The sequence below is a fragment of the Streptococcus sp. ZY19097 genome, from assembly GCF_040731245.1.
Taxonomy (GTDB): Bacteria; Bacillota; Bacilli; order Lactobacillales; family Streptococcaceae; genus Streptococcus; species Streptococcus orisratti.
In genome coordinates this window covers 1,520,934-1,546,501 of record NZ_CP160400.1, presented here as the reverse complement: position 1 = coordinate 1,546,501, position 25,568 = coordinate 1,520,934, and the positions used below count along the sequence as shown (strand labels likewise).

Annotated in this window: 25 protein-coding genes and 4 pseudogenes; 15 read left to right on the top strand and 14 right to left on the bottom strand. The window is 38.2% G+C overall.

Going from position 1 to position 25,568, the window contains the following annotated elements:
- Nucleotides 1-72 precede the first annotated feature (72 nt).
- A pseudogene (locus ABZ559_RS07880) lies at nucleotides 73-1,129 on the top strand (IS630 family transposase).
- Between the two features lie 423 nt (nucleotides 1,130-1,552).
- Here ABZ559_RS07880 and ABZ559_RS07875 read toward each other — a convergent pair.
- The 4 genes from ABZ559_RS07875 to ABZ559_RS07860 are packed head-to-tail and all read right to left on the bottom strand — an operon-like array spanning nucleotide 1,553 to nucleotide 4,506.
- Nucleotides 1,553-2,200 (bottom strand): amino acid ABC transporter permease, encoded by a 648-nt coding sequence (locus ABZ559_RS07875; protein WP_018375888.1) that lies wholly within the window; start codon nucleotides 2,198-2,200, stop codon nucleotides 1,553-1,555.
- A gap of 12 nt (nucleotides 2,201-2,212) precedes the next feature.
- Nucleotides 2,213-2,911 (bottom strand): amino acid ABC transporter permease, encoded by a 699-nt coding sequence (locus tag ABZ559_RS07870; RefSeq protein ID WP_273403609.1) that lies wholly within the window; start codon nucleotides 2,909-2,911, stop codon nucleotides 2,213-2,215.
- Nucleotides 2,912-2,925: 14 nt separating this feature from the next.
- Nucleotides 2,926-3,729, bottom strand: a complete 804-nt coding sequence (locus ABZ559_RS07865) for a transporter substrate-binding domain-containing protein (RefSeq protein WP_367005861.1) — start codon at nucleotides 3,727-3,729, stop codon at nucleotides 2,926-2,928.
- A gap of 12 nt (nucleotides 3,730-3,741) precedes the next feature.
- On the bottom strand, nucleotides 3,742-4,506 hold the full coding sequence (locus ABZ559_RS07860) for an amino acid ABC transporter ATP-binding protein (protein WP_273403603.1): 765 nt from the start codon (nucleotides 4,504-4,506) through the stop codon (nucleotides 3,742-3,744).
- Between the two features lie 260 nt (nucleotides 4,507-4,766).
- Here ABZ559_RS07860 and yycF point away from each other — a divergent pair, with 260 nt between their 5' ends.
- The 4 genes from yycF to ABZ559_RS07840 all read left to right on the top strand — a co-directional run bounded on the left by yycF (nucleotide 4,767) and on the right by ABZ559_RS07840 (nucleotide 9,322).
- The gene (yycF, locus tag ABZ559_RS07855) at nucleotides 4,767-5,477 is read left to right on the top strand and encodes a response regulator YycF (protein ID WP_018375892.1); all 711 of its coding nucleotides are present in this window, start codon (nucleotides 4,767-4,769) and stop codon (nucleotides 5,475-5,477) included.
- A complete protein-coding gene (vicK, locus tag ABZ559_RS07850; RefSeq protein WP_277291577.1) occupies nucleotides 5,470-6,831 on the top strand; it encodes a cell wall metabolism sensor histidine kinase VicK in 1,362 nt (453 codons plus the stop codon). Before yycF ends, vicK begins: the two co-directional genes overlap by 8 nt.
- Nucleotides 6,832-7,641, top strand: coding sequence for an MBL fold metallo-hydrolase (locus ABZ559_RS07845; RefSeq protein WP_273403598.1), 810 nt, complete (start codon nucleotides 6,832-6,834; stop codon nucleotides 7,639-7,641). It abuts the gene before it with no gap.
- Nucleotides 7,642-8,119: 478 nt separating this feature from the next.
- The gene (locus ABZ559_RS07840) at nucleotides 8,120-9,322 is read left to right on the top strand and encodes an IS110 family transposase (protein ID WP_367005859.1); all 1,203 of its coding nucleotides are present in this window, start codon (nucleotides 8,120-8,122) and stop codon (nucleotides 9,320-9,322) included.
- Between the two features lie 239 nt (nucleotides 9,323-9,561).
- Here the strand turns inward: ABZ559_RS07840 and ABZ559_RS07835 are convergent.
- Both ABZ559_RS07835 and ABZ559_RS07830 read right to left on the bottom strand, forming a co-directional pair.
- A pseudogene (locus ABZ559_RS07835) lies at nucleotides 9,562-9,749 on the bottom strand (IS110 family transposase); the annotation flags it as partial.
- Between the two features lie 206 nt (nucleotides 9,750-9,955).
- The gene (locus tag ABZ559_RS07830) at nucleotides 9,956-10,456 is read right to left on the bottom strand and encodes an NUDIX domain-containing protein (protein ID WP_018375895.1); all 501 of its coding nucleotides are present in this window, start codon (nucleotides 10,454-10,456) and stop codon (nucleotides 9,956-9,958) included.
- Between the two features lie 57 nt (nucleotides 10,457-10,513).
- On the opposite strand from ABZ559_RS07830, the gene ABZ559_RS07825 reads away from it, so the two are divergent.
- Complete coding sequence (locus ABZ559_RS07825; protein WP_367005858.1) at nucleotides 10,514-11,617, top strand: glycerate kinase; 1,104 nt, start codon at nucleotides 10,514-10,516, stop codon at nucleotides 11,615-11,617.
- A gap of 391 nt (nucleotides 11,618-12,008) precedes the next feature.
- On the top strand, nucleotides 12,009-13,013 hold the full coding sequence (locus ABZ559_RS07820) for a sugar transferase (RefSeq protein ID WP_367005855.1): 1,005 nt from the start codon (nucleotides 12,009-12,011) through the stop codon (nucleotides 13,011-13,013).
- A gap of 155 nt (nucleotides 13,014-13,168) precedes the next feature.
- Here the strand turns inward: ABZ559_RS07820 and ABZ559_RS07815 are convergent, their stop codons facing one another.
- Nucleotides 13,169-13,618, bottom strand: a complete 450-nt coding sequence (locus tag ABZ559_RS07815) for a DUF1694 domain-containing protein (RefSeq protein ID WP_367005853.1) — start codon at nucleotides 13,616-13,618, stop codon at nucleotides 13,169-13,171.
- Nucleotides 13,619-13,824: 206 nt separating this feature from the next.
- On the opposite strand from ABZ559_RS07815, the gene eno reads away from it, so the two are divergent.
- A complete protein-coding gene (gene eno / locus ABZ559_RS07810; protein ID WP_018375899.1) occupies nucleotides 13,825-15,123 on the top strand; it encodes a surface-displayed alpha-enolase in 1,299 nt (432 codons plus the stop codon).
- On the opposite strand, the gene ABZ559_RS07805 is transcribed toward eno, so the two are convergent.
- The 4 genes and pseudogenes from ABZ559_RS07805 to ABZ559_RS07790 all read right to left on the bottom strand — a co-directional run bounded on the left by ABZ559_RS07805 (nucleotide 15,100) and on the right by ABZ559_RS07790 (nucleotide 19,398).
- Complete coding sequence (locus ABZ559_RS07805) at nucleotides 15,100-16,203, bottom strand: tyrosine-type recombinase/integrase (protein WP_367007646.1); 1,104 nt, start codon at nucleotides 16,201-16,203, stop codon at nucleotides 15,100-15,102. The genes eno and ABZ559_RS07805 overlap by 24 nt on opposite strands.
- 122 nt (nucleotides 16,204-16,325) lie before the next feature.
- Nucleotides 16,326-17,382, bottom strand: a pseudogene (locus tag ABZ559_RS07800) (IS630 family transposase).
- A gap of 201 nt (nucleotides 17,383-17,583) precedes the next feature.
- Nucleotides 17,584-18,435 carry an Abi family protein gene (locus ABZ559_RS07795; protein ID WP_367005850.1) on the bottom strand — a complete coding sequence of 284 codons (852 nt, stop codon included), beginning with the start codon at nucleotides 18,433-18,435 and terminating at the stop codon, nucleotides 17,584-17,586.
- Between the two features lie 204 nt (nucleotides 18,436-18,639).
- Nucleotides 18,640-19,398, bottom strand: coding sequence for an XRE family transcriptional regulator (locus ABZ559_RS07790; protein ID WP_367005848.1), 759 nt, complete (start codon nucleotides 19,396-19,398; stop codon nucleotides 18,640-18,642).
- Nucleotides 19,399-19,562: 164 nt separating this feature from the next.
- Here ABZ559_RS07790 and ABZ559_RS07785 point away from each other — a divergent pair, with 164 nt between their 5' ends.
- Nucleotides 19,563-19,769 (top strand): hypothetical protein, encoded by a 207-nt coding sequence (locus ABZ559_RS07785; protein WP_367005845.1) that lies wholly within the window; start codon nucleotides 19,563-19,565, stop codon nucleotides 19,767-19,769.
- A 344-nt stretch (nucleotides 19,770-20,113) separates the two neighbouring features.
- Here the strand turns inward: ABZ559_RS07785 and ABZ559_RS07780 are convergent, their stop codons facing one another.
- Complete coding sequence (locus ABZ559_RS07780; protein ID WP_367005842.1) at nucleotides 20,114-20,434, bottom strand: hypothetical protein; 321 nt, start codon at nucleotides 20,432-20,434, stop codon at nucleotides 20,114-20,116.
- An 80-nt stretch (nucleotides 20,435-20,514) separates the two neighbouring features.
- Between ABZ559_RS07780 and ABZ559_RS07775 the strand changes: the two genes are divergently transcribed.
- From ABZ559_RS07775 to ABZ559_RS07765, 3 genes are all read left to right on the top strand, one after another.
- On the top strand, nucleotides 20,515-20,712 hold the full coding sequence (locus ABZ559_RS07775) for an XRE family transcriptional regulator (RefSeq protein ID WP_367005839.1): 198 nt from the start codon (nucleotides 20,515-20,517) through the stop codon (nucleotides 20,710-20,712).
- Nucleotides 20,713-20,777: 65 nt separating this feature from the next.
- Nucleotides 20,778-21,110 carry a hypothetical protein gene (locus ABZ559_RS07770; RefSeq protein WP_367005837.1) on the top strand — a complete coding sequence of 111 codons (333 nt, stop codon included), beginning with the start codon at nucleotides 20,778-20,780 and terminating at the stop codon, nucleotides 21,108-21,110.
- Nucleotides 21,111-21,264: 154 nt separating this feature from the next.
- Entirely contained in the window at nucleotides 21,265-22,467 is a 1,203-nt protein-coding gene (locus tag ABZ559_RS07765) for an IS110 family transposase (RefSeq protein ID WP_367005835.1), read from the top strand.
- A gap of 236 nt (nucleotides 22,468-22,703) precedes the next feature.
- Here the strand turns inward: ABZ559_RS07765 and ABZ559_RS07760 are convergent, their stop codons facing one another.
- Nucleotides 22,704-23,222 (bottom strand): hypothetical protein, encoded by a 519-nt coding sequence (locus ABZ559_RS07760; protein WP_367005833.1) that lies wholly within the window; start codon nucleotides 23,220-23,222, stop codon nucleotides 22,704-22,706.
- Between the two features lie 172 nt (nucleotides 23,223-23,394).
- Nucleotides 23,395-23,571 (bottom strand): annotated as a pseudogene (locus tag ABZ559_RS07755) (DUF1508 domain-containing protein).
- Between the two features lie 167 nt (nucleotides 23,572-23,738).
- Between ABZ559_RS07755 and ABZ559_RS07750 the strand changes: the two are divergent.
- From ABZ559_RS07750 to ABZ559_RS07740, 3 genes are read left to right on the top strand one after another with little or no spacing between them, the layout of a single operon-like run.
- Complete coding sequence (locus ABZ559_RS07750; RefSeq protein ID WP_367005830.1) at nucleotides 23,739-23,942, top strand: helix-turn-helix transcriptional regulator; 204 nt, start codon at nucleotides 23,739-23,741, stop codon at nucleotides 23,940-23,942.
- Complete coding sequence (locus ABZ559_RS07745) at nucleotides 23,935-24,861, top strand: DUF3102 domain-containing protein (RefSeq protein WP_367005827.1); 927 nt, start codon at nucleotides 23,935-23,937, stop codon at nucleotides 24,859-24,861. Before ABZ559_RS07750 ends, ABZ559_RS07745 begins: the two co-directional genes overlap by 8 nt.
- On the top strand, nucleotides 24,858-25,277 hold the full coding sequence (locus tag ABZ559_RS07740; RefSeq protein ID WP_367005825.1) for an ORF6C domain-containing protein: 420 nt from the start codon (nucleotides 24,858-24,860) through the stop codon (nucleotides 25,275-25,277). The genes ABZ559_RS07745 and ABZ559_RS07740 overlap by 4 nt, the downstream gene beginning before the upstream one ends.
- Nucleotides 25,278-25,568: the final 291 nt, after the last annotated feature.

The following is a 25,568-nucleotide window of genomic DNA, read 5'->3' as shown; positions in this document are numbered from 1 at the left end:
GAACCTGTATTCACAGTTCGGCACTTTCATCTAATACTTAACAAAAATCAAAAATAGCGTTATAATAGTATTATGACAAAAGAACTTACCCAAACACAAGTCGAAGAATTAAAGCAAGCCCTTAAAGATAAAAATAATGCTCCGCATCATAGAAAAATTCAAGCCCTTATTCTCTACTCTGAATGCCATAATTTAACATCTGTAGCTAAATCAGTAGGCTTTGTCCATCAGACAGTCCGCAACTTATTAAATCGCTATCTAAGTGGTGGCTTAGAAGCTCTCTTAAAGGAGAATCGTGGTGGTCGCCGCCGCTCCTATATGACGCATGAGGAGGAAGAAGATTTCCTTAAAGAGCAACTCTCTTCCTCTTTGAATGGAGAATTCGTTACCGTTAACACCCTCTTTAAAGCTTATCAAGAGAGAGTTGGGCACAAGACAACCCGAGAAGGTTTCTATGCTCTCCTGAAACGTCATGGTTGGCGTAAAGTTAGCCCACGTCCCCAACATCCGAAAAAAGCAGACGCCGAAACCATTTTAGCGTCTAAAAATAAAATCTTTATTCGAGGAGAGAATGAGTAAGCGCTTTATTGATGGAAAAGAATATCAAAAAATCCGCCTTATGTATCAAGATGAGGCGGGTTTTGGGCGTATCAGTAAACTTGGTTCGTGTTGGTCTCCAAAAGGTTATCGTCCTCACGTAGCAAGTCATCACATTCGTGAATACCGCTATTGTTATGGAGCTGTGGATGCCCATACAGGCGACTCGTTTTTCATCATAGCAGGCGGATGTAATAGTGATTGGATGAATGAATTTTTACGCCAACTATCGGCAGCTTATCCAGAAGATTATATTATTTTAGTCATGGATAATGCCATCTGGCATAAATCTCAGACCTTAAATATTCCTAAGAATATTGAATTTACCTTCATTCCACCCTACACACCTGAAATGAATCCTATTGAGCAAGTCTGGGCTGAGATTCGTAAACTTGGTTTCAAGAATAAAGTATTTAGGACCTTAAATGAGGTAATCGATAAACTTCAAGAGGTTATTCAAACCTTAACCGCTTATCAACTCAAATCAATTGTAGATAGAGACTGGACTTCCGCTATTTTTGATTTTAACTGAGTATAAGGCGAGTTTTTTTCAAAATACAGTTAGTATTCCTTCAAAAACCTGCCTTGATTAGCGAAAAACGATCTTTTATGTAAAAGCACTTCACTTGTGAATACAGATTCTTAATTGATAACGGTTCAATCTCCTCATTGCTGATACACAGACGCCATTTGTTTCACTTTAATCTTTCAAATCTCCTTAGATTTTGGAAACTTATACTCAATGAAAATCAAAAGTAGCCTAGGAAACGAAGCCGACGATAGAACTTGAGTTCATCAAGGCAAGTTAACAACGGATAATTTTGATTTTCGAAGAGTATTAGTCTGAGTTTGATTAAGTATGAGTACAGCAGGTAAAAACTCCCAGAGAAGATTAATGACTTGCATAGGGTCTTCTTTGAGAGCTTTGAGTTGTTAAATTTAAAATGGCATCGCTTTATTCAGCGGCTTGTTCCCATTTTTTAGCCAGACGTCGTGAAAAACTTGAAATGGCAAAGTTAATGATAAAATAAATTCCAGTAATAATAGCGTAGAGACTAAAGACTTGTCCAGCTTCAAAATAACGTCCCATGAGGATTTGGCTCTTCCCAAAGAGCTCCTGAATGGCGATGACAGAGTAGAGAAGTGATGTATCCTTGATAACTGTTACGAATTGGGAGATGATAGCTGGGAGCATTTTTCGAAAAGCTTGTGGAAAGACAATGTAAATAAAAATTTGAAAGCCTGTCATTCCTTGGGCCAAGCCAGCCTCAGTTTGCCCATGGTCAACTCCATTTAGTCCACCACGGATAATTTCGGCCAGTGCAGCAGAAGTAAATACTGTGAAAGCAGTAATTCCAGCGGGTGTTGATTTCATTTGGAAGACCAGAAAGATGATAAAAATCCATAACAAGTTTGGAACATTACGTACAAATTCAATGTAGATGCTAGCTACCCATCGGAGCAAGGGATTTTTCCCATTGCGCATAACGGCGAGGACTGTTCCAATGAGAGTGGATAGAACAATGGCAATAAAGGAAATATAAAGGGTCAGCCACAAACCTTGTAGGATGAAGCTGATGTTGGTAGGCGTAAATACTGACATGAAAGGCTCCTCCTAAATTGAATAACTTTTCTTGTTGGCTTCTTCTTTACGGCGTGCCCAAGTTGCTAGTGGGAAACACATGATAAAGTATAGAAGGGCTGCTCCAGCGAATGCTGGCACATAGTTAGTTGTTTCGTAAGCCCAAGCTTTAGCGGTGAACATAATATCAGCGCCGGAGATGATAGCAACGGTGGAAGTATTCTTGATGAGATTAACGACCTGGTTAGTCATAGGTGGTAAAATAGTTCGCACCGCTTGGGGCAAGATAATCATACTCATTGTTTGGCTATAAGTAAATCCTTGGGAGAGTGCAGCTTCTGTTTGTCCACGCGGTACTGCTTCAATTCCTGAACGGATAACTTCGGCGATATAAGCACCGTGGTAGATTCCTACACAGAGAACAGCAGTGAAAAACGTTGAAATCATAATAACACCATTGCTCACAATAGCTAAGCCATAATAAACAAAAACAAATTGCACCAGAAGTGGCGTGTTTTGGAAAAGCTCTACATAAACACGGGCAATTCCTTTTAGAATTTTGTTCTTTGATGAGGACATGGCACCAAATATAATTCCTAGAATTAGGGCAAGAAGCAGAGCTCCTGCGGACATTCCTAGCGTGTAAAGAAATCCTTTAGCGAACGCCCCAAAGTTTGCGAAAAAGTCCGCCCAACGTGAGAGGGCAAAAGGACTGGAAGTTAGTATCGTCATATTATATTCCTCTCTTAATTATTATCTATACTAGCAGGTTTTAGGTCATATTTTTTATAAATTTTTTGCAGACTTCCATCTTCAGACCATTTGGAGATGAGATTGTTAATGTAGTCAGTTACTTCTGTATTTGATTTTTTAGAGGCAATACCATAAGACTGAGTATTGAAACCATCAGCTAAAATTTTAGTCTTTTTACTGCGATAGCCTGACAAAATTGATTTATCTACTGAAAAAGCATCAATTCGTTTGGCATAGAGAGAAATAGCTAATTCGGGATAGGAGCCAAGCTGAACAAATTTGAAAGATAGATCATGTGCCTTGCCATATTCTTCAATGGCAGCTTTGGTTGTAGATCCTTGAGCTACACCGATGGTTTGGCCGTCCAGATCTTTAATGGAATTGATACCGCTGGATTTATTGACAAGAAAGCCGACTTCATCAGTATAATATGGGTTAGAAAAACTGTAGGAGGCCTGACGTTCAGGGGTGATGGTGTAGGTAGCTATGACGATGTCCACCTGACCATTATCCATCACAGCTTCACGGGTTTGAGCTGTTACGGGTGTAAATTCAATTTTGACGCCCAGTGATTTAGCAATTTTTCTGGCAATATCAATTTCCATACCCTCGTATTTATCAGATTCAGCACTATAGTACCCAAAGTTTGGAACATCTTGTTTGACACCAACCTTTAGAACACCGCTATCTTGAATTTTTTTAATTTGGGCTGATTGGCTATCTGCGGCAACGTTTGACAGACAGATAAAGGTCATAAATACAAGCGTTAAGCTGAATAAAATTTGTTTTAATTTCATAGAGCAGCCTCCTTATTTCTTGGAAACGCGTTCGCTAGTATGGTTGATAATCTTACTAAGGAATTGTTGAGCCCGAGGCTCAGTTGGATGATCAAAGAAACCATGAACATCAGTTGTATCAACTAAAATCTGACCTTCTGCCATGAAGATAATGCGATCAGCAACTTCACGAGCAAAGCCCATTTCGTGGGTTACGACTACCATGTTCATACCTTCTTTGGCTAGATTTTGCATAACGGTTAGCACATCACCGATGGTTTCGGGGTCTAGAGCAGAAGTAGGTTCGTCAAAAAGCAGTAGCTCTGGTTGCATTGCCAGACCACGAGCAATAGCTACACGTTGCTTTTGCCCCCCAGAAAGCATTCCTGGATATGAATCTTTACGATCCCACATATTGACATAGGTCAAATATTGTTCGGCAATGGTTTCTGCTTCTTTTTGCGATTTACCGAGTACCTTGATAGGTGCTAAAGTGACATTTTCTAACACAGTTTTGTGAGGATAAAGATTAAAGTGTTGGAAAACCATACCCACTTCTTTACGAAGTTGAACTAAGTCTTTGACGCTGGCATTAGCTATCTCGTGCCCATTTACCTTCAAGCTTCCTGTCTCAATAGATTCTAAGGCGTTCATGGTGCGGATGAGGGTTGATTTTCCAGAACCTGAAGGACCCAACAGAACAACCACTTGACCTTTTTCAATTTCTAAATTAATATTGCGGAGGGCATGGTAGTCACCGTAATATTTTTCAACATTTTTATATTCAATAAGAGCCATAATTATCTCCTTCTAAATTGTCATATTTTATAACATGAATATATACAGTCTAGCATAGGAAAACAAAGTTGTCAAATGTTTTCAGAAAATTTAAATAACTTAAAAGTTTATAAAATATTACTTTATGATGTCAAGCAGGGTGAAAATTTCCAATTAAAGCGATTTTTTGGTATAATCAGCAGTGTATGCTATTTGTGGCTAATCAAAAAGATAATTTTCACAGTTGAATTTATCTATTAACCTAGAAAGGTAAGTATCAGATGAAAAAGATTCTAATCGTAGATGACGAAAAACCAATTTCAGATATTATTAAGTTTAATTTGACCAAGGAAGGTTACGATACCGTGACCGCTTTTGATGGTCGTGAAGCTTTGGAGAAATTTAAAGAAGAAGAGCCAGACTTAATCGTCTTGGATTTAATGTTACCAGAGCTTGATGGTTTGGAAGTGGCCAAAGAAGTTCGAAAAACTAGCCATATTCCAATCATTATGCTTTCTGCCAAAGATAGTGAGTTTGATAAAGTTATTGGACTTGAAATTGGTGCAGATGATTATGTGACTAAACCTTTTTCAAACCGTGAATTGTTAGCGCGTGTGAAGGCTCATTTGCGTCGAACAGAGACAATTGAGACAGCCGTTGCAGAAAGCAATAACGCTAATAATATCTCAGAAATTAGCGTGGGAGATTTGCAAATTTTACCAGACGCTTTTGTTGCAAAGAAGCATGGTGAGGAAATTGAGTTAACTCATCGTGAATTTGAGTTGCTCTTCCATTTGGCGACTCATATGGGGCAAGTAATGACACGTGAGCACTTACTTGAAACTGTCTGGGGTTACGATTATTTTGGAGATGTGCGTACTGTTGATGTGACTGTTCGACGTTTACGTGAAAAAATTGAAGATGTCCCTAGTCGCCCAGAGTATATTTTGACTCGTCGTGGTGTGGGCTATTTTATGAAAGTATATGACTAATACCTATATTGCTGGAAATCTAACGCTTTTTGAACTTGCCATTTTAATCTTATTAAGTTTTGTAGCTGTTTACTTTATACATTTGGCTTTTCGGGATTATCGAAATTTTAAAACTATTCGTAATTTGAGTGATAAAATTCGAGAATTGATTACAGGTAATTATACAGACGACATTCATGTTGTTGGGGATCCTGATTTAGTAGAATTAGCTCAGCATATCAATGATTTGTCCAAGGTATTTCGGTTAACGCATGAGAATCTGGCGCAGGAGAAAAATCGCTTGGCTAGTATTCTGACCTACATGACGGATGGAGTGCTAGCGACCGACCGTGCTGGTAATATCACTATGATTAACGAAACTGCCCAGCGACAGCTGAATCTTAAACGTGAAGAAGCAATTAAGTTGAATATCATTGATATCTTAAATACCGATCGGGCTTATACATATCATGAGTTGGTTTCTCAAACACCAGAGCTTGTTATTAACCGTCGTAATGAATTTGATGAATTTATTACCTTGCGTATTCGCTTTGCGCTGAATCGTCGTGAGAGTGGTTTTATCTCTGGTTTGGTTGCGGTGCTCCATGATGCGACTGAACAAGAAAAGGAAGAAAGAGAACGTAGGCTCTTTGTTTCAAATGTTAGTCATGAATTGCGAACTCCCTTGACTTCGGTGAAATCTTATTTAGAGGCACTGGATGAAGGGGCGCTAAAAGAAGATATAGCGCCGAGTTTTATTAAGGTATCTTTGGATGAAACAAACCGCATGATGCGAATGATTTCTGACCTTCTTAATTTGTCACGTATTGATAATCAGGCTATCCAACTTGACATCGAAATGACCAATTTCACCGCTTTTATGACATCAATTTTAAATCGCTTTGACCAGATTAAAAATCAGAATACTATTAGTGGCAAACAGTATGAGATTGTCAGAGACTATCCTTTAAATTCTATTTGGATTGAAATTGATACAGATAAAATGACGCAGGTTCTGGATAATATTCTTAATAATGCCATTAAGTATTCACCAGATGGTGGCAAAATTACGGTTAGCATGAAAACCACAGATACTCAGTTGATTATTTCTATAGCGGATGAGGGGCTTGGTATTCCTAAGAAAGACCTTCCTCTGATTTTTGACCGTTTTTATCGTGTTGATAAGGCACGCAGTCGTGCCCAAGGTGGCTCAGGTTTGGGCTTATCCATTGCAAAAGAAATTGTAAAACAGCATAAAGGCTTTATCTGGGCTAAGAGTACTTATGGTAAAGGGTCAACATTTACCATTGTTTTGCCTTATGAAAAAGACTCTGCTATTTATGATGATGAATGGGAGGATGAAGAAGAAAATTAAATGTCAGATAAGGGATTTAAATACAGTATTTTAGCATCAGGCTCAACTGGAAATAGTTTTTACCTTGAGACACCACAAAAAAGACTTCTCATTGATGCAGGCTTGACTGGTAAGAAAATTACCAGTCTTTTAGCTGAGATTGATCGAAAACCTGAGGATTTAGATGCAATCCTAATTACTCATGAACACTCTGATCATATTAAAGGTGTAGGTGTGCTTGCTAGAAAGTATCATCTGGACGTTTACGCCAATGAAAACACTTGGAAAATTATCGATGACCGGAATATGATCGGAAAACTTGATGTGACACAGAAGCACATCTTTGAACGTGGAAAAACAAAGACTTTTGGGGATATTGATATTGAAAGTTTTGGTGTTAGTCACGATGCTGCAGATCCTCAATTTTACCGTTTTATGAAAGATGATAAATCATTCGTGATGTTGACCGATACTGGCTATGTTAGCGATCGTATGGCAGGTTTGATTGAAAATGCAGATGGTTATCTGATTGAATCAAATCATGATATCGAAATTTTACGTTCTGGAGGCTATCCATGGAGTCTTAAGCAACGTATATTGTCTGATAAAGGGCATCTGTCAAATGAAGATGGCGCTCAGACTATGATTCGAACGATTGGGAATAAGACCAAGAAGATTTATCTAGGTCACCTCAGCAAGGAAAATAACATAAAAGAACTTGCTCACATGACTATGGAAAACAATCTTATGCAGGCCGACTTTGGTGTCGGGAGCGATATGATGGTTTACGATACTTCTCCAGATGAAGCCTTACCTTTGACAAAAATATAAAAATTGATTAGTCTACTCTAATTCAATCTCATTGTAGTGGTGCGAGTTTATTAGAATATAAGACTAAAAAGAAAGCAGTTGAGACCTTTGTTTCAGCTGCTTGTTTGAATTTTAGGGCATTGTCGAGAACAATGGGATTTATTAACTCAAACTATTTTCTGGTCCTGTATTAATAGGCAGATTTCAGGAAGATTTAGATTTGATTATTTGGAAATTTAGGTACACAAAAACATACTAAGATTAGTAGTGAGGAAATCTCCGACGGGAGAGAGTACTCACTACTTTTTTCATTCTCAAGATGATAAAGTAGAGGTGTCTTGTTAAGTCGTGGGGCTTTTTGACGCTAGACGTCGCAACAAAAACTGGCAAGACACCTGTTTTAGAAAGAATGTTATCAAAGTATGTGGGACGCTAGACGTCGAGTATTGAAAATGACATCTCTAAAACAAGGAATCATTCAAGACAAAGAGGTAATATCATGCGTGCAGTTTTTGGGATTGATGTGAGTAAAGTAAGTTCAGAAGTGGCCATTCTAGTCAACGGCGAGAAGGTTCATGGCTATACCATGCCCAATGATGCCATTGGCTTTGCTCGGCTACTTGGCGATTTGAAAACCGTCCACAAGCCAGAAATCATCTTTGAAGCAACAGGCGTCTATTCTCGTCGTCTTCAAGCTTTTCTGGATGAACATAGCTACGCTTATACGCGACTCAATCCCTTAGAAGCCAAGAAGCAACTGGATAGCTTGCGTGTGCGAAAAACAGATCAAATTGACGCCGAAAAACTGGCTCAGTCTCAGTTTGTATTGAATCGTAAACCGACCTATGTCCAAGAAGAAGTCTATCAAGATCTGCGAGATTCAAGTCGGTTCTATCAGAACTTAACTGAGGACATCGTTCGAGCTAAAAACCGTCTGCACAAGGTCTTACAGGTCACTTTTCCTGAATTGGAAACTATCTTGTCAACACCAACTGGGGAACAATACTGGAACTTAGTTACTGCGTTTCCTTGCAAGGACTTCGTGCTTGAGTTAAGCAAGGATGAACTCTCAAAGAGCATCCGTCTGTCCACTTCAAAACGGATTTCTGACGAGCGTGTGGCCTACTTAGCAGAGAAGCTGACAGCACTAGCTAATCAATCTTATTGTGCCGTCAAGAAAACCTCTCCAATCATGGAAGAGGTCCGTTACTATGCAAAAGAATTGCTTAGACTTTCTGAACAGAGACAAGCAATCTTAGACGAAATGGTGGAACTAGCTCAACCTTTACCAGAGTATGACATTCTGCTTTCTATTCCTGGTATCGCTGAGACGACTGCAACAAGTATTATTGGTGAACTGGGAGATATTCGCCGTTTTCAGTCTGCCAATCAAATCAATGCCTTTATCGGTATTGACCTGAGACACTATGAATCTGGAAACTTCATCGCTAAGGAACACATTACCAAGCGTGGCAACCCCTACGCTAGAAAGATTCTGTTCAAATGCATTCACAATATCGCTTCAGCTAGTCACACCAATCCTTGCCATATTGCAGACTTTTATGAGAAACGAAAAAGGCAATCGCAAACGACTTCAACCAAGCCACACACGATTGCCTCCATACACCGTCTCATTCGGACAATGTATTACCTCATTACGCATAATAAGCTTTACGATTATACTTCTACCCAAAATCGGTAAAACTGTTTATGCCATATTATTGTAACACCTTATTTCAAAAATCACAAAATAAGGTGTTGGTTTTGTATACACTTTTTATGTAAATCTTTAGTGTAAAGTAAGGTCACTTCCCTATTTTGATGACTGTATGAAAATTATTTTTTCTCTAAAACCTTGATAGGCTTGACAAATGGTAGAAAAAACACCTCTATCTAGCCATTTTTGAAACAAGATGTTATCGTTGTAGAGCATAGACGACTTTAATGACTCTTGGCTGAAGTGTGTTCGTAAAATTTGTTATGCGTTATAAGATAATATATCGTCTTGATAAGACGACGTGTAGAGACAATCGTATGTGATTTGGTTGAAATCGTTTTCGATTGTCTTTTCATTTCTCATAGAAGTCTGCGACGTGTCAGGGCTTGGTATGGCTAGCTGAAGCGATGTTAATACTCTTCGAAAATCAAAATTATTCGTTGTCAACTTGCCTTGATGAACTCAAGTTCTATCGTCGGCTTCGTTTCCTAGGCTACTTTTGATTTTCATTGAGTATAAGACTATATTTGTATAGTACACCCGTGGTGCTAGTTACATTTGATAATCGCTTCATCACTAACGGTATAGTCTATTTGGACTTTCAATTGTACTTTGAAGTTAGCGGGCACCATGAGTAGTTAATGTTGTTATGTAATCTTTTTGACGCGGAATGACTTTATGAGTGTTGAGGAAGTTATCGATATCAGAAAGTGGTACCCATTTGTAGGCAATAGTTTCACCCTTTTGGAGACGAATATCTTCCTTATTGCAGTCAGTTCTTGCGATGAAAGTATGAATAAAACAGGAATCATTATCATATCGTTTGATTTTAACCAAGCGGCAGTCCCATGGTACAATGCCGGTCTCTTCTTCCAGTTCACGTAAGGCAGCCTGCTCTGCTATTTCCCCAGACAAAGCTGAACCCCCAGCAGATGCCTCAAAGTAGCCAGGATAACCGCGCCTATCAAGGGCGCGCTGCATGAAAAGTAGGTCTCCATCGTTATGCTGAACCAATACATCCACCACTAAGTGGTAGAGCCCATCTGGAATAGGTTGCCCACGTGTCAAAAGCAGTTCAGTTTTCATCCCATTTTTTAGGTAAGCGTCCCATTTTTCCATGCTAACCTCCTTTAATTTCGTTATAATAGTAGTATAGCATATTTAAGGAGACCTACCATGCATATTCTCATTGCTCCTGACTCTTTTAAAGAAAGTCTATCCGCCCTTAAGGTTGCTGAGGCTCTCAAGGAAGGATTCAGCAAATCCTTGCCAGATGCCACATTTGATCTTATGCCTATTGGCGATGGTGGCGAAGGAACTTTAGCATCCCTGATTGATGGTCTATCTTTGGAAATGCGAACGCAGTCAGTTACAGGTGCACTTGGACATTCTGTTTCCGTAACTTATGCCAGCAAGGGAAGCCTAGCGGTTTTTGAAATGGCTGATGTCTGTGGCCTAGAAAAAGTCCCAAAGAATGAACGGCAACCTTTAACATTGACGACAAGAGGTGTTGGCGAACTATTGGTTAAACTTGCACAATCAGGAATGACTGAAATAATGATTGGTGTTGGAGGTAGCTCGACTAATGACGGTGGTATTGGTATGGCTGCAGGCTTAGGTTATCAATTTATTGACGAACATGGGCAGCCACTAGAAGCAGTAGGAGCCAATTTGGCAAAAATTTGTCAGATTATCCCTCCTCAGGAAAATCCTTTAGCAGGTGTCAAAGTGACGATTATCACAGATGTACAAAATCCTCTCTGTGGTGAAAATGGTGCAACCTATATCTTCGGTGGTCAGAAAGGTCTGGAAGAAAATCAATTTGAAATGGTTGATACCGATATGCAGAGTTTTTATCAGCTTGCTAATCCAGATATTTTAAAAATGGCTGGTGCAGGTGCTGGAGGTGGTATGGCTGCAGGTTTAGTGACGTTTGCAGCGGGTGAAATCTTTTCAGGGATTGATGCTGTGTTGGATATCTTAGACTTTGACGTACGCGTCCAAAAGGCTGACCTCGTTGTCGTTGGCGAAGGGCGCATGGACAGACAAAGTTTATCTGGTAAAGCTCCTTTTGGAGTAGCAAAACGAACACCCGAGCAAATTCCTATCATTGCTATTTGTGGTAGTCTCAAGGACGATTTACCAGACTTTCCAAACCACCACATTCAAGCTGTTTTCCCGATTATTTCAACGGTTGACAGTTTAGAAAACACATTTGCACAAACAAAATCCAATCTTATTCGCACTGCGCAAAATATTGGCAATGTTTTAAGATTTTAAATGAGTAGTACATGTGACTTTTTCATAAAGAAATTCTCTAATCTTTAATAAATTTGTTTAGGGACTTATTGAAAATTAGAGAATGGTATAAAATCAGAAGTACTGAGGTATTAGGACGTGATAGAAATTAGTATTAGCGAAATTATAAAAAGCAATGTTTATTTCGACTCATTGGACTATCGAAATACGGAAAATATGGTAAACTATATAATGGTCGTGGTTAAAATTAGCAGAATTTAACTCTTAAAATTCAAAGTAATTTTGGAAAGTTAGTGCTATTAGGGAGTTAATAACACTAGTCTAAATTCAACAACCGTAATCTGATTGTCAATAGAATGATGACATTATTTTTCAAGTAAACAAACAAGTTAAGAGGGACGAGGAATCAAAAATGAGAATGCACATTACCAATTTATTTGGACAATCATCCCGTAGTGTTGCCTTAATTGCACAAAATATGGTAGCGGATATTGCTAGAGGTTTGGACTTTCGTGAAATTGGAATTTATGCCTATCCTGTTCACACCGATACTGAATCTGAATTAAGTAAACGTATAGATGGTATGATTGCTTCGGTCGGATTCGATGATATTGTTGTTGTGCAATCACCATCATGGAATTCGACAGAATTTGATGATTATTTTGTCAACAAGTTGAAAGTCTATCCAGAAATGAAACTGATTATTTTTATCCATGATATTATTCCCCTAATGTTTAAAACGAATGAATATTTAATTGATAAAACTATCGCAACCTATAATAAGGCGGATTTGTTAGTTGTTCCATCAGAAAAAATGTTAGTTGAATTAAGAAATAGAGGACTTACCACTAAGAAAATTATTGTACAACATATGTGGGATCACCCAACTAGCCTACCGTACACTCAGCCAAAATTTGTCAAAAAAATTCAGTTTGCGGGTTCACCTGAGCGTTTTACATTTGTAAAGGAATGGAGCTATGAAATCCCTTTGCATATTTATGCTTCTGAGAAAGTTTCAGATTTACCGATGGTTGTTAATGAGGGGTGGAAAGATGATATTGAACTTATCCAGTCTCTGCCTTTGCTGGGTGGTTTTGGTTTAGTGTGGTCACAAAAAGATGATGTTCTTTATTATGAATGGAATGTTTCCTATAAGTTAAGTACCTATTTGGCAGCGGGGTTACCTGTAATTGTTCAAGATACTCTGTCAAATCAAACGATTATCAAAGAAAATAATCTAGGTATAGTTGTGACATCTCTTGAGGAGGCGGTGGAAAAAGTGAATTCATTGACCGAACAGGAGTATGACGAGATGGTCAAAGCAGTTAAAAAATATCGCGAACTAATTATTAACGGTTACTTTACCAAAAAATTGCTGATAGATAGCATTCATGGTGTACTTTCAAATAAAGCATAGACATTGGTTTAAGTTGCAGATAGCTAGCTAGAGATACTTGTTTCGTTGTTGAGCATGTGATAAACTCGTATATAAATCCCAAAACGAGTTAAGTTAATAAGTAGAAGACCGCCAGACTTAATGTAGTACGCATGGAGAAGATAGAGTAACTGGTTTCATTTATTAAATAATTTTGCCCAAAAAGATTTTTTCTCATTTTTATGCTGAATGGTTATAAAATAACCTGGAAACTGCATTCTTATATCTTTTTCTTTGATGTCAACTACTTGGTCAGAGTGAATGAGAAGTCCATAAGGAGAAACTCCCTTACTTTCTCTTATAATCGTCGTTTTGATATTTAGAGATTCCGCTATTTTCATGTAAGTCATTTGAGTACTTAAAGGCAGTTCAGATGAAATTTTTAAGTATAAAGAGCATGGCAGAGATTTCAGTTGACTAAGCATCTCTGAAAAATGTTGTTGAACAGTCTCCGACTGAGCATCATCGAGATTAATCAAAAGCACAACACGTTCTTCAAACGTCCCCAAATAACGTCGCTGTTCATTAGGATTTAAACGATGTTCACCACTACCTGCTAGTAAAACTTTTTTTGATAAATCTTCCATAAATCACCTCAGTAAATTGATAAGATAATTATACCTCATATTGTGAAAAAAATCTTGAGGAACCCTTAATAAGTGCGAAAGAGAGAAAGTGAAGAATGAAAATCGATTTTCATTTTTTCATAAAATTGCTTTTTAATTTGATTATTAGTTAAGTTTGTGGTATTATAAGTGTGTAAAAATATTAAACTCATAAGGAGAGTAACATAATGTCAATTATTACTGATGTTTACGCTCGCGAAGTCCTTGACTCACGCGGTAACCCAACACTTGAAGTAGAAGTTTACACTGAATCTGGTGCTTTCGGACGTGGTATGGTTCCTTCAGGAGCTTCTACTGGTGAACACGAAGCAGTTGAACTTCGTGATGGTGACAAATCTCGTTACAACGGTCTTGGTACTCAAAAAGCTGTTGATAATGTAAACAACGTTATCGCTGAAGCAATCATCGGTTACGATGTTCGCGATCAACAAGCAATCGACCGTGCTATGATCGCCCTTGACGGTACTCCAAACAAAGGAAAACTTGGTGCCAACGCTATTCTTGGTGTCTCTATCGCTGTAGCTCGTGCAGCAGCTGACTACCTTGAAGTCCCACTTTACAGCTACCTCGGTGGTTTCAACACTAAAGTTCTTCCAACTCCAATGATGAATATCATCAATGGTGGTTCTCACTCAGACGCTCCAATCGCTTTCCAAGAATTCATGATTGTACCTGCTGGTGCACCTACGTTCAAAGAAGCTCTTCGTTGGGGTGCTGAAATCTTCCACACACTTAAGAAAATCCTTAAAGAACGTGGACTTGAAACAGCTGTTGGTGACGAAGGTGGATTCGCACCTAAATTTGACGGAACTGAAGATGCTGTAGAAACAATCATCAAAGCAATCGAAACTGCTGGTTACAAACCAGGTGAAGATGTTTTCATCGGATTTGACTGTGCGTCATCAGAATTCTATGCAGATGGCATCTACGACTACACTAAATTTGAAGGTGAAGGTGGAGCTAAACGTACTGCTGCAGAACAAATCGACTATCTTGAAGAATTGGTTAACAAATATCCAATCATCACTATTGAAGACGGTATGGATGAAAATGACTGGGATGGTTGGAAAGCTCTTACAGAACGTCTTGGTAAACGTGTTCAGTTGGTTGGTGATGACTTCTTCGTAACTAACACTTCATACCTTGAACGTGGTATTTCTGAAGGTGCTGCTAACTCAATCCTTATCAAAGTTAACCAAATCGGTACTTTGACTGAAACTTTCGAAGCTATCGAAATGGCTAAAGAAGCTGGTTACACTGCTGTTGTATCACACCGTTCAGGTGAAACTGAAGATTCAACAATCGCTGATATCGCAGTTGCAACTAACGCTGGCCAAATCAAGACAGGTTCATTGTCACGTACAGACCGTATCGCTAAATACAACCAATTGCTTCGTATTGAAGATCAACTTGGTGAAGTTGCTGAATACCGTGGTTTGAAATCATTCTACAATCTTAAAAAATAATCGTTGATTTAACAACGTTTTAAAGACCTTAGCTAGATAGCTAGGGTCTTTTTTGTGTTCAGGGGGCAAATAAGGGGCAAATGGATTATTATTTTTGCTTATGCTATTGAGTACCTTAACCGCATTTGTTCGCATATTTTTAGTAACGTGGGTGTAAATCTCCGTAGTAACTCTAGAATCTCCATGGCCAGCTCGATCCATGATTGCCTTCAACGGAACATTATGCTCTGCGAGTCTGCTAATCATTGTGTGACGGAAAATATGGCTTGATAAATGTTTTGGGATAGGTTCATCTAGTCTTTCATTTGCTCTTTGGAGAGATCTAGCAAAGACTGGACTTTGGACGAAGTGCCCTGTATTTGTAACGAAAATATAATCAGACTTTATCCAATTAGGATTCGTATCACTTTCTAACCTGTTCAACCTAATGATTTCATCCAGTATTTCAACTTCTCTATCTGTGAGGTGGACTGTTCGAAAGCTGGCAAGCGTCTTGGTTGTCGTTGGTCCTTTGTCGTATCTTGAGAATGTAGCATGGATGTCAACGGTTTTGAGTTCCTTGTTATAACTTGATGTCTTGAGAGCAGTAGCTTCCCCAATGCGACAACCATTTAGTGACATAAATTCAGCCAGTAGGGCATATCTGTAAGTGATTGGTTTTCTGTACAACTCAGTCAATAGAGCGTTTAGTTCGTTTGGCTCAAGGTATTTATTTCTTGTTTGCTCCATTTTTTCGATGGTTAGTTTGGGTTTCTGTAATTTTGCTTTTCTGGCTGGATTGTCTGGTAATATTTCCAAAGAAACAGCATTATCAAAGAAGACATTTAGGAGTGATTTTATTTTATATTTCTGGCTGTATGACCATTCTTCATGCTGATCAAGAAAATTTTGGATGTACTTTGGCGTGATATTTTTTATTGGGACATCATTTGCGAAGTGGTTTTGTATCCTATCGATGGCAGCAAGAAGTGAGTGCAAGCTGCTTTTTTTGACGTTGTCTTTATATTTTAGCAGCCAATCGTTAAATGCGGTAGCAAATAGCGCATCGCTTTCTTTTAAGTGTTCTAGCTTATCGGCTATCTTGTCCTCTAAAAGCTTCTGTGCTTCTTTCTGTGCACGATTTGAGCCACTTTCTAGTGTGACAGATACCCTGCGCCATTTTTCGGTGTAGGGGTCTTTGTAACGCTCGAAATATTTAATACTCAGTTAAAATCAAAAATAGCGGAAGTCCAGTCTCTATCTACAATTGATTTGAGTTGATAAGCGGTTAAGGTTTGAATAACCTCTTGAAGTTTATCGATTACCTCATTTAAGGTCCTAAATACTTTATTCTTGAAACCAAGTTTACGAATCTCAGCCCAGACTTGCTCAATAGGATTCATTTCAGGTGTGTAGGGTGGAATGAAGGTAAATTCAATATTCTTAGGAATATTTAAGGTCTGAGATTTATGCCAGATGGCATTATCCATGACTAAAATAATATAATCTTCTGGATAAGCTGCCGATAGTTGGCGTAAAAATTCATTCATCCAATCACTATTACATCCGCCTGCTATGATGAAAAACGAGTCGCCTGTATGGGCATCCACAGCTCCATAACAATAGCGGTATTCACGAATGTGATGACTTGCTACGTGAGGACGATAACCTTTTGGAGACCAACACGAACCAAGTTTACTGATACGCCCAAAACCCGCCTCATCTTGATACATAAGGCGGATTTTTTGATATTCTTTTCCATCAATAAAGCGCTTACTCATTCTCTCCTCGAATAAAGATTTTATTTTTAGACGCTAAAATGGTTTCGGCGTCTGCTTTTTTCGGATGTTGGGGACGTGGGCTAACTTTACGCCAACCATGACGTTTCAGGAGAGCATAGAAACCTTCTCGGGTTGTCTTGTGCCCAACTCTCTCTTGATAAGCTTTAAAGAGGGTGTTAACGGTAACGAATTCTCCATTCAAAGAGGAAGAGAGTTGCTCTTTAAGGAAATCTTCTTCCTCCTCATGCGTCATATAGGAGCGGCGGCGACCACCACGATTCTCCTTTAAGAGAGCTTCTAAGCCACCACTTAGATAGCGATTTAATAAGTTGCGGACTGTCTGATGGACAAAGCCTACTGATTTAGCTACAGATGTTAAATTATGGCATTCAGAGTAGAGAATAAGGGCTTGAATTTTTCTATGATGCGGAGCATTATTTTTATCTTTAAGGGCTTGCTTTAATTCTTCGACTTGTGTTTGGGTAAGTTCTTTTGTCATAATACTATTATAACGCTATTTTTGATTTTTGTTAAGTATAAACTTACCGTCTGGTAATTCTTCCTTCCACATTGCTTTTTTCCTCATTTCTTGATAAAATGGGTATAGTAAAGAGACCTACTGCAAAGCAGGTTTTTACTATACAAGTTTCATTATCTCTATACTCAAATTTTGGCGAAGGCGAGTATAGAGATTTTTTGTTTAGTTTAGCAGCTCTTTCCAATTTTTGGGAAATCCGAGAGCATCTAGCTTTATGAACTCACTATAATTGTCTATTGCTTCAGATAAGTTGTTTAAGGCATTTCTCCAATTTTTGCTGTCTCCTAACAGGTATTTTAAGAAAATGAAGTTAGCAAACATTCGATTATTAGTTATTCTGACTGAGTGATGTTTCTCTAGTTTCGGTGTCTTATGAAAGGTCATGTTATATAACCGCATATTATGTGCTAGCTTGTTTCTTAAAATTCTTAAGTTATCTATCCAACTATCTAGTGTATCAGGAGAGATATTAAAAGTAGAACTGATATTTTTTCTGTCTCTACTAGGAATATTTTTGTAAAGATATTTTAGATTTCCAAGTGTAAAGAGGTTGATGGCTACCCAGATAGGAAATTGACTACGGTACCTCTGAATGTGATGTTTGACGAAAGGAACCTCACGGTTATTCCTAACATTATTTTGAAAATCTGCCATAAATCGAATATGGTCATCTGGATTTTTAAAGAAGTTGATATCGGTATAGATGAGCGGATCATCTGGGTGTGCTATTGCGATGTTATAAGCCATTCTGGTTTTCAGCTTTTCTTCAGCTTCGGTCATCAGAGACATGAGGATATTTCGCAACTCGTTATCAAAGTGATAAAGGTTTATAGCAAGTTCTATTGAGGTTCCTGATTGATAATTTGATTGGTTCTTAAACTGGAACAGATAGCCCGTTAATGTGTAGTAATTAACATCCATCAAGGTCTTATAGGCCTTCTCGTAGTCATTAATAATGAGTCCGCGAGACATTAAGATCTCTAATTGTTCTTTGATAGTTTTGGCTTGTTTCATGATTTTCTCCACAAAAAAACGACTTAGCACTGGTACGCATTGTTAAGAGGCGTCTGCTAAGTCTTAATCATAATTTTATGATAAAGGAATAGCAGAAGTTTGTCAACCAAAAAATGATATTTTTCTACTTTAGATTTATTTTATTCTTTTCTATTCGTTTCTAACCGTCTAAAACTAGTAGGAAACTGATACTATACTACGATTTTATTTTTCTCTATAAATATCCACGACTTCACCGATGGTTCGCATGCCTTCTGTGATTTGGATATCGTCATAGTCTTTGTTAAGCGATTCTAGGTGGTCGCTTTTTAGTTTTTTGACGTAGTTTTCTCCGTCAATTTGGAAGATGCCGATTTTGTTTAGGTCAACTTGGTTTTTAAGTTTGATAAAGAGGAAGTCACCGTTTTTGATTTTGGGTTCCATTGAATGCCCAACAACAATAGCAACCGTGTCGTAGTCTTTTTCGTCTGGAATATCATCTGCGTAAAAACTGACCATAGTGTCATAGTCGTCTTCTTGCCAGTAGCCTGTACCTGCGGAGACTTTACCTGGTACAGATAGGCTGATACGCTTTCTAGCGTCGTATTCTGCCCGTTTTTCGGTGATGTCAATGATTTTCCCTTGCTCCTCGGCTAGGAGCGTCTCAGAGGTCGCTAGGAGCTTATTCTTGCGTGTGTCGTTGAGCTTGTCGTAGTTAGATAGCAGAATAGCTTGCCGTGGGTCGAAGTTGGAGAAGGGGATGGAAGAAGTGGGGCGCGGATTTGTTTTGTCAAATAACGTTTGAGGTGACACATCCAACGCTTTGGCATATACACGAATATCATTTTCATCTAACTGCCTATTTCCATTTTCGTGATTAGAAATTGTATTCTGTTTATAACCTGTTAATTCGGATAATTGTTTTTGCGTTAACTTTTTGCTCTTTCGCAAATCTTTAATTGCATTACCGAGAATATTTTTCATGTAACATCCTCCTTTTTCTTCATTATACAACGAAGATATAAAAAAGTAAATAAAAAATCTCAGAAAGAGATAAAGAAGTTGTTGACAAATATCTCAAAGTGAGATATGGTTTAATCAAGGTCAGGGAAATGACCTAATAAAACAGGAGGAAAAGCAATGATCTATTGGTTAGCTGGTTTGTTGGTCCTGTCGTTTGTGCTACGGCAGATTGTGAAGTGGATGAAGGAGAAAAGAAAATGAATCACGAGGAAAGAATTGAAAAACTTGAACAGATTATTAAAGAAAATGTAGCCTCTATTTCATTTTTAAGAGGCTACATCAAAGGTCTCGAGGAACGGCTAAACCGTTTGGAAAAACCTAATCATTCTTAGAAAATCTCTGGGATAGTTCTATCATCTTATCGGGATTTTTCAAAAATTCTGGTAGAAGTAACTCCATTATTTTATCTTCTGTGGTATTGGTACTCTTGGAATGTTTAGTAATTTGGTCAACTATGTAACTTATCGTTTCAACATTGTTTTTGTTGATTAGGTCAGTTATTTCATCCAATTTACTATGTAGAGAAAGTATAGCGTTTGCGTCAATATTTTTTCGATACGAGTAGCAGGAGTAAGCTCTTCGTTCGATAATAGCTCGACAGTCTCAGCTAGTCGTTCTTTTATAGTCTCGACTTTATCTAAATCATTAGTGACGTATTTTATCGTCCTCAAGGTTGCTACATCAAATGGGATACTTTCCCCTTCTTCGATAATCGGTATAAGAGGAAGGTTTGTAGCTTGTCTATATCCAAATTCGTAAAAAGCTTTGCGTTGTGATCAGTCATATCTGCAATAACTAGTTCGGCAGTTTCTAAGTATTCGATGATTGTATGATCGATTCGATCCACTGTTTTTAATTGGTCGACTCGGATAACTTCATAGCCGTTCTTTTCGCAAACAGGCTTGATAATGTGTTTCAACACAACATCAGAACGTTTGCGTGTTTCAGAGTTATCTGCCCCGATTGGGCATACCACAAAACAAATTTTTTTATCCATGAGATTTATTCTCCAATCGTTTTTATTATATTATACCAAATTTAGAAAGGGGTGAGGGGTATTGACAAAAAAAACAAAGATTGCGCGAGCAATTTTTAGAACCTAAGAAGCGACTTCGAGAGGAACGATTAAAACGTGAATATACAGAGATGTATATGGCGGATTTGATTGGCTTAAAAAATCGCAAAGGTTATTCAGAGAAAGAAGATGGGTTACAGCCTTTTAAAGACTATGAAATGGCAATCATCTCAAAAAAAATTCGGTATCTCGGAAGCTGAATTATTTTTTTAAAACATAATATCTCAATGTGAGATAAAACTAACCGAACTAGGAAGGAATTAACATGTCAAAACAAAGATACGGTCGCCCAAGTACAGGGCAGAAAGGGAATAACCGTCCCACAGTGGTCATTAGTCGTGAGAACTACGACGAGGTAGATAGCTTATCAATTGGCACAGGAATGAGCCGTAGTGCTATCGTTGATTATTTTATCAGTGAAGATTTAAAACGTGCTCGTATTGAAGAAGTTGTCATCAAGACTAAGCGTCTAGTTCTTGAGGACCTAGGAAGGAGGAACAAAAACATACTAAGATTAGTAGTGAGGAAATCTCCGACGGGAGAGAGTACTCACTACTTTTTTCATTCTCAAGATGATAAAGTAGAGGTGTCTTGTTAAGTCGTGGGGCTTTTTGACGCTAGACGTCGCAACAAAAACTGGCAAGACACCTGTTTTAGAAAGAATGTTATCAAAGTATGTGGGACGCTAGACGTCGAGTATTGAAAATGACATCTCTAAAACAAGGAATCATTCAAGACAAAGAGGTAATATCATGCGTGCAGTTTTTGGGATTGATGTGAGTAAAGTAAGTTCAGAAGTGGCCATTCTAGTCAACGGCGAGAAGGTTCATGGCTATACCATGCCCAATGATGCCATTGGCTTTGCTCGGCTACTTGGCGATTTGAAAACCGTCCACAAGCCAGAAATCATCTTTGAAGCAACAGGCGTCTATTCTCGTCGTCTTCAAGCTTTTCTGGATGAACATAGCTACGCTTATACGCGACTCAATCCCTTAGAAGCCAAGAAGCAACTGGATAGCTTGCGTGTGCGAAAAACAGATCAAATTGACGCCGAAAAACTGGCTCAGTCTCAGTTTGTATTGAATCGTAAACCGACCTATGTCCAAGAAGAAGTCTATCAAGATCTGCGAGATTCAAGTCGGTTCTATCAGAACTTAACTGAGGACATCGTTCGAGCTAAAAACCGTCTGCACAAGGTCTTACAGGTCACTTTTCCTGAATTGGAAACTATCTTGTCAACACCAACTGGGGAACAATACTGGAACTTAGTTACTGCGTTTCCTTGCAAGGACTTCGTGCTTGAGTTAAGCAAGGATGAACTCTCAAAGAGCATCCGTCTGTCCACTTCAAAACGGATTTCTGACGAGCGTGTGGCCTACTTAGCAGAGAAGCTGACAGCACTAGCTAATCAATCTTATTGTGCCGTCAAGAAAACCTCTCCAATCATGGAAGAGGTCCGTTACTATGCAAAAGAATTGCTTAGACTTTCTGAACAGAGACAAGCAATCTTAGACGAAATGGTGGAACTAGCTCAACCTTTACCAGAGTATGACATTCTGCTTTCTATTCCTGGTATCGCTGAGACGACTGCAACAAGTATTATTGGTGAACTGGGAGATATTCGCCGTTTTCAGTCTGCCAATCAAATCAATGCCTTTATCGGTATTGACCTGAGACACTATGAATCTGGAAACTTCATCGCTAAGGAACACATTACCAAGCGTGGCAACCCCTACGCTAGAAAGATTCTGTTCAAATGCATTCACAATATCGCTTCAGCTAGTCACACCAATCCTTGCCATATTGCAGACTTTTATGAGAAACGAAAAAGGCAATCGCAAACGACTTCAACCAAGCCACACACGATTGCCTCCATACATCGTCTCATCCGGACAATGTATTACCTCATTATGCATAACAAACTTTACGATTACACTTTAACCCAAAATCGGTAAAACTGTTTATGCCATATTATTGTAACACCTTATTTCAAAAATCACAAAATAAGGTGTTGATTTTGTATACACTTTTTATGTAAATCTTTAGTGTAAAGTAAGGTCACTTCCCTATTTTGATGACTGTATGAAAATTATTTTTTCTCTAAAACCTTGATAGGCTTGACAAATGGTAGAAAATGCAACTAGCAACATTTATTTTACTAATTGCACATATGATTTTGAATATTACAATTCTAATCCGACTTAACAAAATGGACTAGGAAAGTTTTAGTTTTCGACCATCTGTGAATTGGACGGTCGGCAGTAACTCTAATTTTCATCTCAGGAGAGAATGGGTTGAGGTAATACCTGAAAGAAGTGTCTTCATTGGCAGGGATAATCTCGTCTCTGTCAAATGGCTCTGGATCATAGTCTGGATTAAAAAACGCTGCAGAAGACAAAAAAGTGTCTTCATCTGGATTTTTGTATTCATAGTCTTTGATGATTTTGGCAGGGGTACCGTTTAGATTTAGCAGTTCCATATTTGTCAATCTAACTGCTGTAGATGAATTATTGAAAATTGTAAAGCCTACAAAAAATGGATTACCTTCTGGTATTTCATACCAAGTATCAACGATTTCAAGAGTTGTCTTATCTCGCTGTCTTGTGTACCAAATACTATAAAAGGCTGCTAGAAGCGCTAAAACAGCAATGACAAAATTCCAGAAATCAAGTGTTAGCCAGAATGGAGTAGTTTCAATTTGTGGTGCCATTAGTTTACCTCACGTTTTTATTTATATTATATCAAATCAATCAGCAAAGCTAAAAAGGAGCAACATGAAACCAAAACGATATCCGTATAGCGGACAAAAAAAGTCAACCCAAAAGGTTGACAAAGATGAAATTGTTGAAATTTCTGCTCAATTACTATCTATCGCTAATCGGTTAAGTTAAGTCGATAACAATAGAATTTGGGTTGATACTATTTTTGATTGAATTGATTGTTTTTTCGGCAGAATATTTTGATTAGTAAGTCTCGCTAGTTGCGACAGTTTCATGATTTGAACCGACAATTGTGAAATAGTATTGTCCGTCGATAGATTTTTTAATAACAAAATACATAAAGATTCTCCTTTCTAACTTATTTGACTAACGATTTTCATAAGGAGTTAAGAGGTCTTAATTTAATCGATTTGTCATAGGTAAATTATATCAGGATATTGTTGAAAAATCAATATCTAGTTGTGGATAACTTTTTTAAATACTATATATTGTACTCGGAGGGTCTTATGTGGGAAAAAATTGAAAAACTGCTAAAAGAAAAAGGTATGACTAAGAACAAGCTTGCTACTCTTGCAGGTATCAATAAAAATAGTTTGATTGATTTAAAAAAAGGACGAAAAAAATCACTAAAATTTGACGATGTCGTCAAAATTGCTGACGCTTTAGGTGTCAGTCTAGATGAATTTAGAAAGGAGGGCAGCAATGAATGAACTAACATTATCAGATAATCTGTCTCAGATTGAACTGGAAATCACTCATCATAAGCAAATAGCAGGTCTGTCTATTTGGGAGATTGGCAGACGCTTGAACCATGTCAAAGAACATGATTTGGCGCACGGGCAGTTTACTGAATGGATTGAAAAAATCGGGCTTAATTATCCTGAAGCAAACAAAATGATGAGAATAGCAAAAGAGTTGCCAAATCTCTCAACGTTGAGAGATTTAGGAACATCAGCTCTCTATCTCATCGCTACACTTCCAGATGAGGAACAGGAAAAGCAACTGTCGCGCATTGAGCAGGGGGAGACACCCAGTGTCCGTGAGTTGCAGGAAGTGAAGCGCCAGCTAAACCAAGCCAAGGCGGACAACGAACGTCTGAAAGCGCAGAATGAACGCTTGGCGGAGCAGGCATTGGCGACAGCCGAACCAAAGACCATTGAAAAAGAGGTCATCAAGGAAGTCATTCCAGATGATTACAAGGCAACTAAACAGCTTAACAACACGCTTTTAGACAAAAACAAAGACTTGCAACGACAATATGATGATGTTAAAAGTCGCAATGATTTTGTTGAAAAGCAATTAAAAGACCTCTACGCAAAACGAGCAGAGGTTGACGAGAAGTCCGCAAAATATGACGAATTGACACGCGCCATTGAGCAGTCACAAGGCCAGCTTGATGAGTATCAAAAGTCAATCAGCGCTTATAAGGATATTCTTAGTTTTTTAAAAAAAGGCAATCAGTTTTTATCGAATTTTGGTGGTCTGGTCTATGTGGATATTAAGCCAGCTTTATCCAACTACCAAATTAAAAACGAGTTAGAGACATTTTCTACAATGCTCAACAGCCTAGCGCGTGAAGTTGATAACTTACTTAACGAAGATGACATTTTAGAAGGGGAAATCTTATGACAAATGACATTATCGGTCAAAGCAAAGACCACAAAAACCAAGTCAGTGAAATTGGGGTCATGCGTAAAATGCCTGACACTATCGAAAATCATGAAGAACGGATCACAAACCTTGAAGATACTATGCGCGTAAATGCTGTCCAAGAAACGAAATTGACCGAAGAAGTCAACAAGAAAATTATTGGATTTTTGGAAGGTAAGAAAAGCGCTGCTTATCGTGATAATCATATCAGAGGCAAAGCCTATTCAGCAATTAACAAAGATATTCGCAAAGCATTCGGCGTTCGTCGTAAAGAGTTACCTGCTAAAGATTTCAAAAAAGCCGTCATCTTTATCCAAAACTGGATGATTGATAGCGAGCTGAAAGATGAAATTTTTAACGCTAACAGACAGACAAGTTTATTCTCGGTAAATTAATTATTATCAACCACTTAGACTAGCAGCTACGGCTCTAGCAAGGTACTTCCTCAAAAAAACTGCAACGATTTAGAAAATCTCCTATAAATTTTATACGTTTCTAACGATACCATTAGTAATTTAGACATTAGTTAAATCCTTGCTAGGGCTATACCTGCTAGTCTGAGACACAAAAACATACTAAGATTAGTAGTGAGGAAATCTCCGACGGGAGAGAGTACTCACTACTTTTTTCATTCTCAAGATGATAAAGTAGAAGTGTCTTGTTAAGTCGAGAACTCTTTTGACGCT